Origin of the sequence: Curtobacterium sp. ME12 (assembly GCF_903970855.1) — a bacterium.
Lineage (GTDB): Bacteria > Actinomycetota > Actinomycetes > Actinomycetales > Microbacteriaceae > Curtobacterium > Curtobacterium poinsettiae_A.
In genome coordinates this window covers 48,352-65,942 of sequence record NZ_CAJCKD010000014.1, presented here as the reverse complement: position 1 = coordinate 65,942, position 17,591 = coordinate 48,352, and the positions used below count along the sequence as shown (strand labels likewise).

The following is a 17,591-nucleotide window of genomic DNA, read 5'->3' as shown; positions in this document are numbered from 1 at the left end:
GCGGACGCGACCCGGGCCTCCAGGGTGGATCAACCGGCGGCCTGGGACACCTGGTCCTGGGCGGTCTGCAGCGCCGACTTGATGTCGGCTTCGGAGACCGTGGAACCGGTCGCGATCTTGGCGAACATGTCGTTCATCGCCTTGCCGACCGTGGACTCGAACTGGTCCTCGGCGGGCACCAGCGGGAGCGGCTTCGCCTTGTTGTTGTAGATGTCGAGGAACGTCTTCGTCTGCTCGTCCGTGACGGAGTCAGCAGCCTCGGCGAGCACCGGCAGGGCCGAGTACGGCTTGTCCAGCGTCGTCTGCGTGTCCATGCTCGTCATGTACTTGACGAACTTGAGCGCGCCGTCCTTGTTCTTCGTGTTCTTGAAGACCGACAGGTTGATGCCGGCCGGGAAGGACGCGATCTGCTCGCCGCCCTCGGGAGCCGGCAGCGCCACGACGCCGTACTCGGACGACTTCATGCCGAGGGACTCGATGGTCGCGTTCGCGTTGTTCTGGTTGAGGATGAACGCGGCCTTCTTCTTCGCGAAGTCCGTGGTCGACTGCGTCGCGTTGTCGTACTGCGCGTTCGACGGGTTGGCGACCTTCGCGTCCTGCATGAGGTCGAGGTAGCGCTTGATGCCGTCGACGTTGGCCTTCGAGGTGAAGGTCGGCTTGCCGTCCTTGTCGAACCACTCGCCACCGTTCTGCGCCGAGTTGATGAACGCGAAGTGCGAGTTCTCGGTGTACGAACCGCCCGCGAGGCTGAAGCCGTAGGTGTCACCCTTGGTCAGCTTCTCGGCGTCGGAGACCATCTCCTCCCACGTGGTGGGCGGGGTGATGCCGGCGTCCGACAGCATCTTCTTGTTGTAGTACAGGCCGTAGGCGAGACCGTAGAGCGGGACGCTCGTGACCGTCTTGTCGGGCGCGCCACCGGTGGACAGGGCGACCTTGCCGAACTTGTCCGCACCGCCGATCGCCTTCATCTCGGCGTCACCGAACTCCTGGAAGGCGCCGGTGGCCTGGAGCGAGGTCGCCCAGGTGTTGCCGATGTTGACGACGTCCGGGCCCTGGCCCGAGGTGACGGCGGTCTGGATCTTGTTCTGCAGGTCGTTCCAGCCGATGACCTGGAGGTCGACCTTGATCCCGGTCTCCTTGGTGAACTTCTCGAGGACGGGGGTCAGCACCTCCTTGTCGTTCTGCAGGGACGTGCCCTGGTTGGACGCCCAGTACGTGAGCGTCTTGGAGTCGCCGGAGTTGCCGGACGATCCGGAGGAGCAGGCTGCGAGGCCGGACACGGTGAGTGCGGCGGCCGCGGTGATGGCCAGTGCGCGGATGGCAGTGCGCATGACTCTCTACTTTCTCGTCGTTGAGATGGTGCAGGGGATGGTGCAGAGGTGGAGCTGGTGCTGCGGATGGTGCTGGTCGGGTGCTGCTGTGGGTTGCGGGCAGCGCCCTGGCGGTCAGGCCAGGGTGCGTTCCGCGGGGTCCCAGCCCTCGGGGAGGGTCGGGGAGGGCGACACGGTGCTCTCGACGAGCACCGCCTCGCCACGTTCTGCCGCCTCGGCGATGGAGACCATCACGTCGAGGACGTGGAAGGCGAGCGCACCGGGGACGCGGTTCTCGTCGCCGGCCCGCAGCGAGCGGGCCAGGTCGACCACGCCGGTGCCGCGCGAGTAGGTGGAGCCGACCGCGGGGATCGTCTCGGGCTCCTCGGAACCGAGCGCGTACAGCTCGGTGTCGCCGTCGAAGTTGTTCGGGTCGGGGAACACGACGGTGCCGGTCTCCCCCGCGATCTCGACGAAACCGGTGCGGCCGCGGTCGGACTCGAACGAGAAGACGCTCTGCGCGCTCCCGCCGTTCTCGAACTCGATCAGCGCGGAGTGGTTCGTCGGGACGTCCACCGGGAACTCGGTGCCGGCCTTCGGTCCGGAGCCGATGGTGCGGGTGGCGCGGGACTTCGACGCCGTCGCCGTGACCTTCTTCACCGGGCCGAACGTCTGGACGAGGGTGGTGATGTAGTACGGGCCGATGTCGAACAGCGGACCGGCGCCGTACGCGAAGAGGAACTCGGGGCTCGGGTGCCACGACTCGGGGCCGGGGCTCTGGAAGAGCGTCAGGCCGTTCAGGGGCGTGCCGATGCGGCCGTCGCGGATGGTGCGGAGCGCGGTCTGCAGGCCGGCGCCGAGGAACGTGTCCGGGGCGACGCTGACGGTCCTGCCCGCGGCGGCCGCGGCGTCGCGGAGCTCCGCGGCGCTGGCACGGTCGAGGGCGTAGGGCTTCTCGCCCCAGACGTGCTTGCCGGCGGCCAGGGCCTGCAGCGCGACCTCGACGTGGGCGGCCGGGATCGTCAGGTTCACGACGATCTCGATGTCGTCGTCGGCCAGGAGTTCCTCGACGGTGCCCGATCCGGGGACGCCCCACTTCTCGGCCTGCGCGGCGGCGCGCGGCAGGTCGATGTCGGCGATGAAGCGGACGGTCACGTCGGGGAAGACGGTGAGGTTCGACAGGTACTGGTCCGAGATGACCCCGGCACCGATGACACCGACGCCGACCGGGCCGGTGCGGGTGGTGCCGTCGGTCGCCGTTGCAGCGGCGGTCGTGGTGTCGGTCATGCGCGGGCCCCCTCGAGGAACGTGTAGGAGTCGGCGACGGCCTGGAAGACGTCACCCTCGTGGTCGTCGAGCTCGACGACGTGCAGTGCGTCGGGCGCCGCGGCGATGATGTCGCGGATCGGCATGACGCCGTTGCCGACGGCGACCTGCTGCTTGTCGTCGTGCGAGCCGTCGCCGTCCTTCACGTGCAGGAACTGCACCTTGTCGCCGTACTTGCGGATGACCGCGACCGGGTCGTCCCCGCCGACCTGCACCCAGTAGGTGTCGAGCTCGAGCACGACGTCGTCGGACAGGGCGTCGGCGAAGACCTCGTAGGCGCTGACGCCGTCGATGCGGTTCGAGAACTCGAACGCGTGGTTGTGGTACCCGAGCACCAGGCCGTGGTCGGCGGCGCGCGGGGCGAGGGCGCTGAGTTCGCGGGCGATCGCCTCGACGTCCTCGCGCGTGGTCCAGCGCGACTCGTCGATGTGCGGGTCGATGAGGGTCCCGAAGCCGAGGGTGGTGGAGGCGTGGAAGATCCGCTCGAGGTCCTGCTCGCCTGCGTCGAGCAGACGTGCGTGGCCGCTCGGGGCGGCGAGGCCGGCGTCGCGGAGGGCGGCGGCGAGTTCGTCGGCGTTGTCGACGAAGCCGAAGGCCTCGACGTTCGTGTAGCCGATGTCGGCGATGCGCTGCAGGGTGCCGGGCAGATCAGCACCGAGGGCATCGCGGACCGTGTAGAGCTGGACCGAGAGCGGTTGGGTCACCAGGGGTTCTCCTCGTCGAGATGGCGCGGTCGTCACTGACCGATCGTCACACTACGAGCACTTTTGTCGGCGGTCAAGCAGAAGTCCGAGGAATGTCGACGGACTTCATTGCGTGGCGCGAACGATGTGTGCTTCACTCCCCACATGGTCGACTTGAACCGGACGGCAGCGTCGCCTCCGGTCGGGACGAGCGAGCTCTTCCAGATCCTCCGCGACGGCGTGCCGCGCACCAGGGCTGAGCTCGCCGCACTGACAGGACTCGCACGCTCCACCATCGGCGTGCGCCTCGACTCCCTGATCGACATCGGGCTGGTCGGCGCCGTGGACACCGCCGTCTCCACCGGCGGCCGTCCGCCTGCCCAGGTGGCGCTGAAGCCCCGCGCCCGGCTCGTGATCGCTGCCGACCTCGGCGCCTCGCACGGTCGTGTCGCCGTCACCGACCTCGTCGCGGCTCCGCTCGCCACCCGCGAGGCCCGGATCGACATCGCCGCCGGTCCGGTGCCGACGCTGTCCTGGCTCGTCGAGACGATCGACGACCTGCTCGGCGAGGTCGGGCGGAGCCGGCAGGACGTGATCGCGATCGGCATCGGCGTGCCCGGACCGGTCGAGTTCTCCACCGGCCGCCCGGCGAACCCGCCGATCATGCCCGGCTGGGACGGCTTCGACGTGCCCTCGTGGCTCCGCCAGCACATCGCCGCCCACGTCCTGCTCGACAACGACGTCAACATCGCCGCCCTCGGTGAGCGCGAGCACGGCTGGCCGGACGTCGACCACCTGCTGTTCGTGAAGGTCGCCACCGGCATCGGGTCCGGCATCGTCTCCGAGGGCCGGCTGCAGCGCGGCGCCCAGGGCACCGCGGGTGACATCGGCCACGTGCGGGTCTCCCGCGCCGGCGACGTCCCCTGCCACTGCGGCAACACCGGCTGCCTGGAGGCCGTGGCCTCCGGTCCGGCCATCGCCCGCGCACTCCGCGCGAAGGGGCACGACGTGCACACGGGTGCGGACGTGATCGACCTGGTGAACCGGTCGGACCTCGACGCCATCTACGCCGTCCGACAGGCCGGTCGGGACATCGGCGAGGTCCTCGCGACCTGCATCTCGCTCATCAACCCGTCGGTCATCGCACTCGGCGGATCGATCACGCAGGCCGGTGAGCACCTGCTCGCCGGCGTCCGCGAGGTCGTCTACTCCCGCTCGATGCCCCTGGCCAGTGAGCACCTCGTCATCGTCCAGTCCCGCGCCGGGTCCCTCGCCGCGCTGCAGGGGGCCGCGGCCCTCGCCATCGGCTACGCCCTCTCCCCCGCCGGGGTCGACGAGCTCGTCGCCTTCGCCGAGGGGCGCGAACTGGTCTCCTGACGCTCACCCGCGGTCGCGTGAGCGCGTCGGTTTCGGTCTTGCCGGTGGTCGGGGGGACAATCGTCGGGTGACGATCGTGCAGCCCACCCTGTGGGGCGACCTGGACCCCGGTCTGGAGGAGCTGTCTGTCTCCGCCACGCCGGCTACGGTCCCGGGGCGCGACGCGTTCACCGCCCTGCGTGGCCACACCGAGCGCATCGTCGCGCACTCCTCGGACCGCGTCGCCTGGCTCCGCGCCCGCGCCATGGGCATCACCGCCACCGACGTCGCCCGACTGGCCTCGCTGCGCGCCGTCGAGGCCGTCGTCACCGAGAAGCGCTACGGCTCCCGGTTCTCCGGCAACGCGTTCACCGAGCACGGCAAGGACCGCGAACCGGTCATCGCCGCCTGGGTTGCCGCGACCCACGGCATCCAGCCCTCGGCGCACCTGTTCCACGCCGCCGCGAACCGCGCCCACCTCGCCACCCCGGACGGCGTCGGGGTCGACGAGTCGTCCCGCGTGGTGCTCGCCGAGATCAAGACCACAGGCAAGGCCTGGCGGAGCATCCCCCGGCACTACCTGCGGCAGATCTGGTGGCAGCAGTACGTGCTCGGCGCCGACCGCACCCTGTTCGTCTGGGAACGCCACGACGGGTTCGTGCCGGTCGCGGACGAGCCCGAGTGCCGCTGGGTCGACCGCGACGACGACCAGATCCGCGGGCTCGTCCAGCTCGCCGACCTGGTGCTCGACAAGCTCCGCGGCTTCCGCTCCGAGACCGTCGGCCGGACCTCCGCCGGCTAGACCTGCACCAGCCGCAGCCGACTCATCCCCACGACGAGGATGCCGAGCAGGGTGATCGAGACCGCGATCCCGACCACGTAGATCGCGACGACGCCGTAGCCCTGCGCCGGATCGAGGAACGGGTACGGCACCCACCCGTCGGTCGCGCCACGGACGAGCACCACGGTGGTCCAGACCGCCGGGTAGAGCAGGAACCACCACACGTGCCGGAGCAGCAGTCGTGCGCGGTCCGAGAACAGCAGCCAGTCGAGCACCGCGTACACCGGGATGATCTTGTGCACGATGTCGTTCGACCACGGCACCGAGGCCGACACGTTCGCGCCCGTGAGCAGCGTGTTGTACACGATGCCGGTCGTCGCGATGTACACCGTCGCGGCGCCACGGAGCACCGAGACGGCGAGGTCCGCCCGCTTGCGACGGGCTGCGACCACGAGCGTCACCGCGAGGGCCACGGCGACGATCAGGTTCGACTGGATCGTGAAGTAGCCGAAGAAGTTCCAGAACGAGTACGTCGGGGTCTGCGAGCTCTCGAGCCACTGCGCCACGACCGCGACGACGATGGCGATGACGGCGATCAGTCGGAGCGAGTTCACGAGGGTGCGCACGGCTCCACGGTATCGGGACACGGCGACGACGTGCAGGAAGGGCCCGCACCGTTGCCGGTGCGGGCCCTTCCTCGAGTCACTCGACTCAGATGCTGTTGACGTCCAGCGGGATGGCACTGGGATGACGCAGTGCCGAAGGTCGTCAGATGCTGTTGACGTCCAGCGGGATGCCGGGGCCGAAGGTCGTCGAGACGGCGCCCTTCATGACGTACCGGCCCTTCGAGGACGACGGCTTGAGGCGGTTGATCTCCTCGAGCGCGGTCGAGATGTTCTCGTCGAGCTGCTCCGGCGTGAACGAGGCCTTGCCGACGACGAAGTGCACGTTGGCGTGCTTGTCGACACGGAACTCGATCTTGCCGCCCTTGATGTCGTTGACGGCCTGCGCCACGTTCGGGGTGACGGTGCCGGTCTTCGGGTTCGGCATGAGGCCACGCGGGCCGAGCACCTTGCCGAGACGACCGACCTTGCCCATGAGCTCCGGGGTCGAGACGGCGGAGTCGAACGAGGTGTAGCCCTCGGCCACCTTCGCGATGAGCTCGTCGCCACCGACCTCGTCGGCGCCGGCGGCGATGGCGGCCTCAGCAGCCGCACCCGTCGCGAAGACGATGACGCGGGCGGTCTTGCCCGTGCCGTGCGGCAGGATGACCGTGCCACGGACCATCTGGTCGGCCTTGCGGGGGTCGACGCCGAGCTTCAGCGCGACCTCGACCGTGGAGTCGGTCTTCGAGGAACCGGTCTCCTTGGCCAGGGCGACGGCCTCGGTCGGGGTGTAGAACTTGTCGGCCTCGATCTTCGCGGCCGCGGCCTGGTAGGCCTTGGACTTCTTCGCCATGGTGGTCTCCTTGCGAGATACGTGGTTGGCGAGCCGGCGAGGCTCTCCCACGGAAAGGTGTCTGGTGGTGGGCCGGAGCCCGATCGGTGCTTAGGCCTCGACCGTGATGCCCATCGAGCGTGCGGTGCCGGCGATGATCTTCGCGGCCTGCTCGATGTCGTTGGCGTTCAGGTCGGCCTGCTTGGTCTCGGCGATCTGACGGACCTGGTCCATCGAGATCTTCGCGACCTTGACCGTGTGCGGGGTCGAGGACCCCTTCTGCACACCAGCAGCCTTCTTGATGAGCTCGGCGGCCGGCGGGGTCTTCAGGACGAACGTGAACGAACGGTCCTCGTAGACGGTGATCTCGACCGGCACGACGTTGCCACGCTGCGACTCGGTCGCCGCGTTGTACGCCTTGCAGAACTCCATGATGTTGACGCCGTGCTGACCGAGCGCCGGACCGATCGGGGGGGCCGGGTTGGCGGCTCCCGCGTTGATCTGCAGCTTGATCAGGCCCGTGACCTTCTTCTTCGGTGCCATGACTTGTCTTCCTCCTGGAATCGAACACACGGGGATCCGTGCACTCTCCCGCTGGTCCGGCCGTTCCGGACAGCGGTGAAGGCCCGCTCGCACGAGGCGCGCGGGCCCAAACCCGTTCAGTGTAGTCGATCTCGGTGACCGCTACAGCGTGGTGGTCGCTAGAGCTTGGTGACCTGGTCGAAGCTGAGCTCGACCGGGGTCTCGCGCTCGAACAGCGAGACGAGGACGGTGAGCTTGCCGCTCTCCGGCTTGATCTCGGAGATCGAACCCGGCAGGCCCGCGAACGAGCCTTCCTTGATGGTGATCGTCTCGCCGATCTCGAAGTCGACCTCGGCTGCGGGCTGTGCCTGCAGGCCGCCGCCCTTCGCGCCACCCTTGGTCGGCGCGGCCTCGGCGACCTGCACCAGGGACTTGAGCATGCCGAACGCCTCGTCGAAACGGAGCGGCGTCGGGTTGTGCGCGTTGCCGACGAAGCCGGTGACGCCCGGGGTGTGCCGGACGACGGACCACGAGTCCTCGTTGAGGTCCATGCGGACGAGCACGTACGAGGGGATCCGGACGCGGGTGACCAGCTTGCGCTGCCCGTTCTTGATCTCGACGACGTCCTCCATCGGGACCTCGACCTGGTAGATGTAGTCCTCCATCGACATCGAGACCATGCGGTTCTCGATGTTCGACTTCACGCGGCGCTCGAAGCCCGCGTAGGAGTGGATGACGTACCACTTGCCCGGCTTCATCCGCAGCTCGGCCTTGAAGGCCTCGTACGGGTCGACCTCGGCAGGCTCGTCGTCCTCGTCGTCGAGTGCCTCGTCGGCGGCGAGCGTCTCGTTCGCCTCGGCGGCGGTCTCGGACTCGAGCTCGACTTCTTCCTCGTCCTCGACGGCCTCGACGGCGGCCTCGGCCTCGTCGGTGGAGTCGATCTCGAGGGCGTCGTCCACGACGGCGTCTGCCTCGGGGTCACGGGCTTCCTGCAGGGCCGTCAGTGCTTCGTCGAGGCCGGCGTCGACGGTGCCGTCGTCGGGCTCGGAGCTGAGGCCGAGGGACTCGTCGTCGTCGCCCTCGATCGAGATCGCACGCTCTTCAGCGGACTCGACGGAGCGTCCTTCGCCGGTCTCGACGTCGCCTTCCTGGTTCTCCTCGACCTCGGAGGACTGCTCGGCAGCCGTCGCGAGGTCGATGTCATCGCGGGAGTTGTCAGACACAGTCGATTCTTTCCGTTCGGTGGTTCGGGTCGGGGTGGCGTTCGTTCATGGTCACGAGCGACGCCGTCACGATCGACGCCGTCTCGGGCGACCGTACTCCTCGGAACGACCGCACACGGCAGTCGACGTCGGGGTCAGGCCGTGGGCCCGTTGCCGAAGACGTACCCGACGCCGAGACCGAACACGAAGTCGAGGATCGACACCAGGATCATCATGACGACGACGAACACGAGCACGACGCCCGTGTAGCTGAAGAGTTCCTTGCGGGTCGGCGTCACGACCTTGCGCAGTTCGCCGATCACCTGGCGGATGAAGAGCACGATGGCAGCGATGGGCCCGCGGCGCTCGGCCCGGTCCTGCTTCGCCTTGGCGACGACGTCGTCCGCCGTCGTCTCCATGTCTTTGCTCGCCAACTTCTACCCTTCCAGAGTTGCAGGGCGGACAGGACTCGAACCTGCAACCTGCGGTTTTGGAGACCGCTGCTCTACCAATTGAGCCACCGCCCTTCGCAACACGGTTCGTCACCGATCCGCGTTCCGGTGGACGAGTCTACGGGAGTCCGTCACACGGTGTCCACTTGGCCCCGTCCACGGCGTGCCGCGCCGGTAGGCTGGGCCCGTGAGCACCGCAGCCCCAGGCCCCGAGTCCACCGCCCACGTGTCCGTCGACACCCTCGCCACCGCGCCGGCCGATCGACCGCGCATCGCGTCCCGCATCGCGGCCATCGCCGAGTCCGCGACACTCAAGGTCGACGCGAAGGCCAAGGCGCTCAAGGCCGCCGGCCGTCCGGTGATCTCGTTCGCCGCCGGCGAGCCCGACTTCGCGACCCCGCAGCACGTGGTCGACGCGGCCGTCGCTGCCGCGCAGGACCCGAAGAACCACCGCTACACGCCCGCGACCGGCCTGCCCGAACTGAAGCAGGCCATCGCCGACAAGACCGCCCGGGTGTCCGGTGTCACCGTCGAGCCGTCGCAGGTCATCGTCACGAACGGTGGCAAGCAGGCGGTCTACCAGGCGTTCCAGACCATCGTCGACGCCGGTGACGAGGTCCTGCTGCCCGCGCCGTACTGGACCACGTACCCCGAGGCCATCCGGCTGGCCGGCGGCGAGCCCGTCGAGGTCTTCGCCGGCAGCGACCAGGACTACCTGGTGACGGTCGAGCAGCTCGAGGCCGCCCGCACCCCGGCGACCAAGGCGCTGCTGTTCTGCTCGCCGTCGAACCCCACGGGCGCCGTGTACTCCGCCGACCAGACCCGGGCCATCGGCGAGTGGGCGCTCGAGCACGGCATCTGGGTGATCAGCGACGAGATCTACCAGGACCTGGTCTACGACGGCGTCCGTTTCGCCGGCATCCTGGCCGAGGTCCCCGCCCTCGCCGACACCACGATCCTGGTGAACGGCGTCGCGAAGACCTACGCGATGACCGGCTGGCGCGTCGGGTGGTCCATCGGCCCGGCCGACGCCGTCAAGGCCGCATCGAACCTGCAGTCGCACCTGTCGTCGAACGTCTCGAACGTGTCGCAGCGCGCAGCGATCGCCGCCCTCACCGGTCCGCAGGAGCCCGTCGCCGCCATGCGCGAGGCCTTCGACCGCCGCCGGAAGGCCATCGTGGACGGCCTCAACGCGATCCCGGGCTTCCGCACGCCGACCCCGCAGGGCGCCTTCTACGTCTACCCGGACGTCACCGCACTGCTCGGTCGCGAATGGGCCGGCACCACCCCGACGACCACGCTCGAACTGGCCGACCTGATCCTCGAGCACGCCGAGGTCGCGGTCGTGCCGGGTGAGGCCTTCGGCCCCTCCGGCTACCTGCGCCTGTCGTACGCCCTCGGCGACGACGACATCGCCGAGGGCGTCGCCCGGCTGGCGAAGTTCTTCGCGTAAACGCTGCGCACGCGACACCCTGGGGAACACAGAACGGGCCGCCTCGTCGAGGTGGCCCGTTCTGTGTTCCGGGAGGCCCGTGGTGCGTCGTGCTCGTCCGTCCCGTCGTGCGGACGATCAGCCGAGCAGGTCCCCCACCACGACGGGTTCCGGGACGAGCGAGACACCGAAGCGGTTCAGGACGGTCACCTGCACGAACCGTGCGAGCTCGGCCACCTGCGCCGCCGTCGCGCCGCCGCGGTTCGTGAGCGCGAGGGTGTGCTTGGACGAGATCGCCGCGCGGGAACCCGGCACCGCGTACCCGCGGTGGACGCCGGCGTGCTCGATGAGCCACGCGGCACTGAGCTTGACGTCGTCGCCCGCGGGCCAGCGGGGCGCGTCCGCCGGCAGGGTCTCGGCGAACGCCGGCGAGACGATCGGGTTCGTGAAGAACGACCCGGCGCTCCAGGTGTCGTGGTCGTCCGCGTCGAGCACCATGCCCTTCGAGCCGCGCAGCCGCAGGACCTCGTCGCGGACGGTCGTGGGCGGCACGAGCGCACCGAGTTCGACCCCGAGTGAACCGGCGAGCTGCGCGTACCGCACGGGCACACCGCGCTCGCCCGCGAGCCCGAGTCGGAACTCGACCGTCAGCACGACACCGCGCCGACCGTGCTTGAGGGTCGACGAGCGGTAGCCGAGCGCCAGCTCGGCTGCCGGGACCCACGCGCGCTCCCCCGTGGCGGCATCGAGGAACTCGACGCGGGTGAGCACGTCGGCGAGTTCGACCCCGTAGGCGCCGATGTTCTGCACCGGGGACGCACCGACCGTGCCCGGGATGCCGCTGAGGGCCTCCAGGCCGGTCCAGCCGTTCGCGACGGTCGTGGCGACGAACGGGTCCCACGGCTCCCCCGCGGCGACGCGGACGGTGACGCCGTCGGCGTCGCGGTCGGCTCCGACGCCCGTCGTCCGGACCAGCACGACGGTGCCGTCGAAGCCCTGGTCGGCGACCAGCAGGTTGCTGCCGCCGCCGAGGACGAGCCACTCGTGGTCGTCGAAGGCGTCGAGCGCGTGGGCGACGAGTTCGTCGGTCGTCGTGGCCGTGAGCAGCCGGGTGGCGGCCCCGCCGACGCGGAGCGTCGTCAGGTCGGCCAGCGCCGGCTCGGACACGGTCAGCGGAACACCACCGTGACCTGCGCCTTGCCGAGCACGGTCTGCCCGGCGGCGGTCACGGTGAGGTCGATGCGCTTCGGCCGACCGTCCTCGTCGACGGTGCCGACCTTCGCGACGATGCCGACGGTGGCACCCTGCTCCGGGTCCACGACGACGGGACGCGTGAAGCGGACGCCGTAGCCCGCGACCCAGCCGCGGTCGCCGAGCCACTCGGCGACCGGCTGCACGGCGATGCCCATCGTGAGCATGCCGTGGGCGAGCACACCCGGCAGGCCGACCGAAGCGGCGACGTCGTCGCGGTAGTGGATGGGGTTGAAGTCACCCGAGGCGCCGGCGTACCGGACGAGCGAGTCACGCGTGATGTGCACGTCACGCTCGGCGACGATGGTGCCGACCTCGAGCGCGGTTGCGGGTGCGGCGGTCATGCGTCGTCTCCTCGGACCACGAGGGTGGAGGTCGCCGTGACGACGTGCTCCCCCTCGGCGTCGTTCATGGTGCTCTGGGCGGTGACCATCGCGTTGCCGCCGAGGGTCTTCACACTGGTGACCGTCAGGGTCGCGGTGAGCTCGTCGCCGGCGACGATCGGCCGGTCGTAGGTGAAGGACTGCTCGCCGTGCACCACGCGGGAGAAGTCGATGCCGGCGTCGGGCTCGTTCAGGAGCTGCGCGAGCGTGGCCTCCTGCACGACGACGGCGAACGTCGGGGGTGCGACCACGTCGGCGTACCCGGCGGCACGTGCGGCGTCCGGGTCGTGGTGGACGGGATTGGTCGCGAAGACCGCACGCGAGAACTCGCGCACCTTCTCGCGGCCGACCAGGTAGGGCTGGGCCGGCGGGAACGTCCTGCCGACGAGCTCGGGGTTCACTGACACCACGGCAGTCTACCGACGCCCGTCCGGGGGCCTGTGATCCATGAGAACGCATCAGCTAGACTGTCTGAGACCGATTCGGGGGAATCGGGGCGTGCCGTGCGGCACGGGTTCGTTCGGGACGGGGAGGGCCGATGGACACCACGACGGAGTTCGCCGTGCACACGGGAGACCGGTGCACCGCCATGGAGGTCGCGGCCGCTGCGCTGCGCCGCACGGGCCACCACGTCGAGTCGACGGGTGGCACGATGACCGTGACGGCGGGCAGCCGGACGCTCACCATCCTGCTCGGCGCGCTCGTCCAGCCGGCCCGGGAGTACCGCCGCTACGAGCTGTCGACCGTCGTGGACGGTGCCACCACCACGATCACCCTGTGCCGGGCCGGGCACGGCACGGCCGTGTCCGGCGGCAGCATCGGCGCGAACCGTCGTCGCGCCGCCTGGCAGCAGGTCACCGCCGCGGTCGAGGACGCGTTCCGTGCGGCCGGGGTGCTCGCGACGCGGACGGACACCGGCTCCCACCGCACGCAGTAGGCGGCCGGACGGCCTCCGACGGGTCGCCGCGCGGCGCACCGTCACGGGAGCGGTCACCGAGGACCCGGCGAGCCATCTAGGTTGGGCCAGGGGCACCGGAGAGGAACCGCCATGAGCATGGAGAGCGCAGCCTGGAGCTCGCTGTACAAGATCTCGTCCGCGCAGGGCGGCAAGCACGGGTTCTCCCGCGCGTCCGTCCGGCGGATCCTGACGTTCGCGGTGCCGTACCGGGCGAAGCTGCTGGTCTTCATCGGTCTGTCCGTCGTCGGCGCCTTCCTCGCGGTCGCGACGCCGGTCCTCGCCGGTCGGGTGGTCGACGTCATCGTCGCCCGTGGTGAGGTCGCGACGATCGTCCGCTTGGCCGTGGTCATCGCCCTGGTGGCCGTGGCCGACGCCGCCGTGTCACTGACCACCCGCTGGTACTCGGCGCGGATCGGCGAGGGCGTGATCCTGGACCTCCGCACCGCCGTCTTCGACCACGTGCAGAAGATGCCCATCGCGTTCTTCACCCGCACCCGGACCGGTGCGCTCGTGAGCCGCCTGAACAACGACGTGATCGGCGCCCAACAGGCCTTCAGCGGCACGCTGTCCGGCGTGGTCACGAACCTCGTGGCGCTGGTCCTCACGCTGATCGTCATGCTCAGCACCTCGTGGCTCGTGACGGTCCTCGCCGTCGTCATGCTCCCGCTCTTCCTGGTCCCCGCCCGCCGGATGGGCAGCCGCCTCGCCGCCCTTCGTCGCGAGGCCGCCGACCACAACTCCGCGATGAGCACCCAGATGACCGAGCGCTTCTCGGCACCCGGCGCCACCCTCGTCAAGCTGTTCGGCCGACCCGACGAAGAGGCCGAGGAGTTCCGCGTCCGCGCTGCCCGTGTGCGCGACATCGGGGTCCGGACCGCGATGCTGCAGTTCGTCTTCTTCACCGCGCTGATGCTCGTCTCCGCGCTCGCCCTCGCGCTGGTCTACGGGCTCGGCGGCTTCCTCGCGCTCGCCGGCCGCCTGGACACCGGCGAGGTGGTCACCCTGGCGCTCCTGCTCACCCGGCTGTACGCCCCGCTGACGAGCCTGGCGAACGCCCGGGTCGAGATCATGAGCGCCGTGGTCAGCTTCGAGCGCGTCTTCGAGGTGCTCGACCTCGAACCACTCATCCAGGAGCAGCCCGACGCGGTCACCATCGCCGACGGGCCGGTCTCCGTCGAGTTCGACGACGTCCGGTTCGCCTACCCGTCCGCCGACAAGGTGTCCCTGGCCTCGCTCGAGGAGGTCGCCACGCTCGACACCCGCGGCGGCGAGGAGGTACTGCACGGCCTGTCCTTCCGGATCGAGCCGGGGCAGACCGTCGCCCTGGTCGGCTCGTCCGGAGCCGGCAAGTCCACGGTCGCGCAGCTGCTCGCACGCCTGTACGACGTCGACAGCGGCGCCGTGCGCCTGGCCGGGACGGACGTCCGTGACGTCACGTTCGCCTCGATGCGCCACACCCTCGGCATGGTGACGCAGGACGGTCACCTGTTCCACGAGACCATCCGTTCCAACCTGCGGTTCGCCCGGCCCGAGGCGTCCGACGACGAGGTGTGGGACGCCGTCCGCCGTGCGCGGCTCGAGCCGCTCATCCGGTCCCTCCCCGACCAGCTGGACACCATGGTGGGCGAACGTGGCTACCGGCTGTCCGGGGGCGAGCGCCAGCGGATGACGATCGCCCGGCTCCTGCTCGCCCAGCCGCGCGTCGTCATCCTCGACGAGGCGACGGCGGCACTCGACTCGACGTCCGAGGCAGCGGTGCAGGCTGCGCTCGGCGAGGCGCTCGAGGGACGGACGGCGATGGTGATCGCGCACCGGCTCTCCACGATCCGCAGCGCGGACGTCATCCTCGTGGTCGAGGACGGCTCGATCGTGGAGCGCGGCACACACGACGAACTGCTGGCCGCGGGTGGCCGGTACGAGGAACTGCACCGCACCCAGTTCGCCGCGCAGGAGAACGTCGCGACCGGTGTGCAGGCGGCGGACTGAACGCGCGGCGGGTCGGGAGCGGTAACAGAGAAGGCCCCCTGACCCAGGGGATCCTGGACGAGAGGGCCTTGCGTGTAGCGAGGGCGGGACTTGAACCCGCGACCCCACGATTATGAGTCGTGTGCTCTAACCAACTGAGCTACCCCGCCAGAGATCCGGAGCGGCACGCGCACCGGGTCGGAGCCCCGAGTCAGGATTGAACTGACGACCCCCTCCTTACCATGGAGGTGCTCTACCACTGAGCTATCGGGGCGATGTGCCGTGAACGGCACCACACGAGGATAGCAGACCTCCGACGCTGCTCCGGAACCGGACGAGACGCCCGGGCGTGCCGCGTCGTGGGCCGCTAGTTCGCGTTGGTCTTGAGCCACGCCAGCGGGTCCACCGGGACCCCGTCGACGTGCACCTCGAGGTGCAGGTGCGGACCCGTGGAGTTGCCCGTGCTGCCGACGAGACCGAGGATGTCGCCGACCTCGACGTGCTGACCGGTGACCACCTTGAAGGAGTTGTCCTCCATGTGGCCGTAGACGCTGACGAACTGCTTGCCGTCGACGTCGTGCTCGACCCAGACGTCGTTGCCGAAACCGCCGTCGTTCGCCTGCACCTTGATCACGGTACCGGCGGCGATGACGCCGATCGGGGTGCCCTCGCCCGGGGCGAAGTCGACGCCCATGTGGTTCGTCGAGCAGAACGAGCATCCGGCGACCTGACGTCCACCGAAGCCCGAGGTGATCGGCACACCGGTCAGGAACGGCCACTGGATCGTGCCGGTCGGGTCGTTCGTGAAGCTGGAGGAATCGACGTTCGCGTACTGCGTGGCGTCCGAGACCGTGAACTGGTCGCGAGCGGTCGAACCGTCAGCAGCGGCACCGACCTGCATCGACTGGGTCGCACCCGAGCTGGCACGGGCCGCGGTCGAGCCGGACTCCGGCACCCAGAGCGCCTGGGCCGGCAGCGAGGTCGAGACGACCAGGCCGGCCGCGAAGAGCAGGGCACCGACCGCGGTCACACGGGAGGCCGACCGACGGAACGACGCACCACGCTTCGGGGCCGGTGCGCTGACGGGGGTGCTGGAACGGATGTGGCGGGTCGCCCGGTCGACCGGGACCTTCGGCGCCGGACGGCTGGTGCGACGACGCGACGCGGGGACCTGCCCGGCGACCCGCCGCGACTGCGACACCGAGGCAGCGGGAGCGGCCGGCTGCGCCTGCACGACGGGCGAGGTGGGGGCCGGCGGCGTCACGATGCTGGAGGCCGGGCGCGCGGGCGAGGCCGGTGCGAGATCGATCGGCGACACCGGAGCCGCTGGGGTTCCCGGCGTGACCGCACCGATCACGTCGTCGAAGCTCGGACCCGTCGAGTCCTGCACCTCCTGCGCCGTGACCGCGCCCTTCGCCGCTGCTCGCTCCGCCTCGATCCGAGCGCGTCGGGTCTGGTGGACGACCGGGGTGGCGGCGTCGACGGAACCGTCGGTGGGAGCGGACGACAGAGGAGTACGGGGCATGCGTGCGGTGGCGATCCTGATCGGAGAAGGGCTCACTCGTTGGTAACGAGCAGATAACGGGACCTGAGCACGCTAGCAAACGTCGTTGCACGTCGCCAGTCGTGGTCGCGTCCACCCGGCACCCCCAGACCTGGGGCCCGGCGCGTCGTCAGGCCCGCACGGCTCCGAGCGCACCCGCCTCGAGCCCACGGACCAGGGCCTCGAGCTCGTCGACGACCGCCGGGCTCGCGAACAGGAATGAGCGGGTCCCCCCGGCCTCCCAGATGCGGATCGCCGCGCCGGCCTCCTGCGCGACGAGGGCCCCACCCGCCATGTCCCACGGGTTGATCCCGCGCTCGTAGTAGGCGTCCACCACGCCCGCCCCGACGGCGCAGCAGTCGAGCGACGCCGCTCCCCCACGGCGGATGTCCCGCACCTCGCCGATGAGTCCGGCGAGCACCGCGACCTGCTCTCGGCGACGGTCGGCCGTGTACCCGAACCCGGTGGCGACGAGCGTCTCGGCGAGCGAACCGGGCGTGGCGACGGACAACGGTTCCCCGTCACGGGTCGCACCCCGTCCGACCGCGGCCCGGAAGACGGTGCCCGTCGCGGGTGCCACGACGACGCCCGCGATCGGCTCCCAGGTCATCGGGTCGGGCGCGCCGCGTACGACGCCGATGCTCACGCCGTGCTCCGCGCTGCCGTACAGGTAGTTGACCGTGCCGTCGATCGGGTCCACCACCCAGGTGATGCCCGAGGCGCCGGAGGCCGAACCGGACTCCTCGCCGTGGAAGGCGTCGTCGGGGCGGGCCTCGGCGATGCGGGCGCGGATGAGTGCCTCGACCTCGCGGTCGGCGGCCGTGACCACGTCGACGATGCTCGACTTCCGGTCCGCGACCTCGACCCCCTCGGCGCGGCGGCGTGCGGCCAGCGCCGCTGCGTCACGGGCGATCGACTCGGCGAGGTCGGCGAACTGGGACGGAGTGAGGTCGGATGCCATGCGCCCATCCTCCCGGAAACACCATCGGC

18 protein-coding genes and 3 tRNA genes are annotated in these 17,591 nt (G+C 70.1%); 5 read left to right on the top strand and 16 right to left on the bottom strand.

Annotated elements, in window-relative coordinates; genetic code table 11:
- Positions 1-29 precede the first annotated feature (29 nt).
- The 3 genes from H7A73_RS09125 to H7A73_RS09115 all read right to left on the bottom strand — a co-directional run bounded on the left by H7A73_RS09125 (position 30) and on the right by H7A73_RS09115 (position 3,340).
- Entirely contained in the window at positions 30-1,331 is a 1,302-nt protein-coding gene (locus H7A73_RS09125; RefSeq protein WP_182065689.1) for an extracellular solute-binding protein, read from the bottom strand.
- A gap of 114 nt (positions 1,332-1,445) precedes the next feature.
- Entirely contained in the window at positions 1,446-2,597 is a 1,152-nt protein-coding gene (locus H7A73_RS09120) for a Gfo/Idh/MocA family protein (RefSeq protein WP_182065688.1), read from the bottom strand.
- Entirely contained in the window at positions 2,594-3,340 is a 747-nt protein-coding gene (locus H7A73_RS09115) for a sugar phosphate isomerase/epimerase family protein (protein WP_182065687.1), read from the bottom strand. Before H7A73_RS09115 ends, H7A73_RS09120 begins: the two co-directional genes overlap by 4 nt.
- Before the next feature lie 144 nt (positions 3,341-3,484).
- Here H7A73_RS09115 and H7A73_RS09110 point away from each other — a divergent pair, with 144 nt between their 5' ends.
- Positions 3,485-4,696: an ROK family transcriptional regulator gene (locus tag H7A73_RS09110; RefSeq protein WP_182065686.1), complete on the top strand. Its 1,212-nt coding sequence runs from the start codon at positions 3,485-3,487 to the stop codon at positions 4,694-4,696.
- A 67-nt stretch (positions 4,697-4,763) separates the two neighbouring features.
- On the top strand, positions 4,764-5,477 hold the full coding sequence (locus H7A73_RS09105) for a YqaJ viral recombinase family protein (protein WP_182065685.1): 714 nt from the start codon (positions 4,764-4,766) through the stop codon (positions 5,475-5,477).
- Here the strand turns inward: H7A73_RS09105 and H7A73_RS09100 are convergent.
- The 6 genes from H7A73_RS09100 to H7A73_RS09075 all read right to left on the bottom strand — a co-directional run bounded on the left by H7A73_RS09100 (position 5,474) and on the right by H7A73_RS09075 (position 9,144).
- The gene (locus tag H7A73_RS09100) at positions 5,474-6,082 is read right to left on the bottom strand and encodes a Pr6Pr family membrane protein (RefSeq protein ID WP_182065684.1); all 609 of its coding nucleotides are present in this window, start codon (positions 6,080-6,082) and stop codon (positions 5,474-5,476) included. The two genes, H7A73_RS09105 and H7A73_RS09100, sit on opposite strands and share 4 nt — an antisense overlap.
- 142 nt (positions 6,083-6,224) lie before the next feature.
- Positions 6,225-6,914, bottom strand: a complete 690-nt coding sequence (rplA, locus tag H7A73_RS09095) for a 50S ribosomal protein L1 (protein WP_017888639.1) — start codon at positions 6,912-6,914, stop codon at positions 6,225-6,227.
- Positions 6,915-7,004: 90 nt separating this feature from the next.
- The gene (rplK, locus tag H7A73_RS09090) at positions 7,005-7,436 is read right to left on the bottom strand and encodes a 50S ribosomal protein L11 (protein ID WP_017888638.1); all 432 of its coding nucleotides are present in this window, start codon (positions 7,434-7,436) and stop codon (positions 7,005-7,007) included.
- 158 nt (positions 7,437-7,594) lie between these two features.
- Positions 7,595-8,638 carry a transcription termination/antitermination protein NusG gene (nusG, locus tag H7A73_RS09085; protein ID WP_182065683.1) on the bottom strand — a complete coding sequence of 348 codons (1,044 nt, stop codon included), beginning with the start codon at positions 8,636-8,638 and terminating at the stop codon, positions 7,595-7,597.
- Positions 8,639-8,772: 134 nt separating this feature from the next.
- Entirely contained in the window at positions 8,773-9,036 is a 264-nt protein-coding gene (gene secE, locus H7A73_RS09080; RefSeq protein ID WP_371830607.1) for a preprotein translocase subunit SecE, read from the bottom strand.
- Between the two features lie 35 nt (positions 9,037-9,071).
- Positions 9,072-9,144, bottom strand: a tRNA-Trp gene (locus H7A73_RS09075).
- 151 nt (positions 9,145-9,295) lie between these two features.
- Here H7A73_RS09075 and H7A73_RS09070 point away from each other — a divergent pair.
- Complete coding sequence (locus tag H7A73_RS09070; protein ID WP_182065703.1) at positions 9,296-10,522, top strand: pyridoxal phosphate-dependent aminotransferase; 1,227 nt, start codon at positions 9,296-9,298, stop codon at positions 10,520-10,522.
- A gap of 117 nt (positions 10,523-10,639) precedes the next feature.
- Here the strand turns inward: H7A73_RS09070 and H7A73_RS09065 are convergent, their stop codons facing one another.
- From H7A73_RS09065 to H7A73_RS09055, 3 genes are read right to left on the bottom strand one after another with little or no spacing between them, the layout of a single operon-like run.
- A complete protein-coding gene (locus tag H7A73_RS09065) occupies positions 10,640-11,668 on the bottom strand; it encodes a UDP-N-acetylmuramate dehydrogenase (RefSeq protein ID WP_182065682.1) in 1,029 nt (342 codons plus the stop codon).
- A gap of 2 nt (positions 11,669-11,670) precedes the next feature.
- A complete protein-coding gene (locus H7A73_RS09060) occupies positions 11,671-12,096 on the bottom strand; it encodes a MaoC/PaaZ C-terminal domain-containing protein (protein ID WP_182065681.1) in 426 nt (141 codons plus the stop codon).
- Positions 12,093-12,542 carry a MaoC family dehydratase N-terminal domain-containing protein gene (locus H7A73_RS09055; protein WP_082047026.1) on the bottom strand — a complete coding sequence of 150 codons (450 nt, stop codon included), beginning with the start codon at positions 12,540-12,542 and terminating at the stop codon, positions 12,093-12,095. The genes H7A73_RS09060 and H7A73_RS09055 overlap by 4 nt, the downstream gene beginning before the upstream one ends.
- Positions 12,543-12,673: 131 nt before the next feature.
- Here H7A73_RS09055 and H7A73_RS09050 point away from each other — a divergent pair, with 131 nt between their 5' ends.
- Positions 12,674-13,072, top strand: coding sequence for a hypothetical protein (locus H7A73_RS09050; RefSeq protein ID WP_182065680.1), 399 nt, complete (start codon positions 12,674-12,676; stop codon positions 13,070-13,072).
- A 111-nt stretch (positions 13,073-13,183) separates the two neighbouring features.
- Complete coding sequence (locus tag H7A73_RS09045) at positions 13,184-15,079, top strand: ABC transporter ATP-binding protein (RefSeq protein ID WP_182065679.1); 1,896 nt, start codon at positions 13,184-13,186, stop codon at positions 15,077-15,079.
- A gap of 75 nt (positions 15,080-15,154) precedes the next feature.
- Here the strand turns inward: H7A73_RS09045 and H7A73_RS09040 are convergent.
- The 4 genes from H7A73_RS09040 to H7A73_RS09025 form a co-directional block, all read right to left on the bottom strand.
- A tRNA-Met gene (locus H7A73_RS09040) sits at positions 15,155-15,228 on the bottom strand.
- A gap of 32 nt (positions 15,229-15,260) precedes the next feature.
- A tRNA-Thr gene (locus tag H7A73_RS09035) sits at positions 15,261-15,332 on the bottom strand.
- Positions 15,333-15,425: 93 nt separating this feature from the next.
- Entirely contained in the window at positions 15,426-16,583 is a 1,158-nt protein-coding gene (locus H7A73_RS09030) for a M23 family metallopeptidase (RefSeq protein WP_182065678.1), read from the bottom strand.
- 148 nt (positions 16,584-16,731) lie between these two features.
- Positions 16,732-17,562, bottom strand: coding sequence for an inositol monophosphatase family protein (locus H7A73_RS09025; protein WP_182065677.1), 831 nt, complete (start codon positions 17,560-17,562; stop codon positions 16,732-16,734).
- Positions 17,563-17,591: the final 29 nt, after the last annotated feature.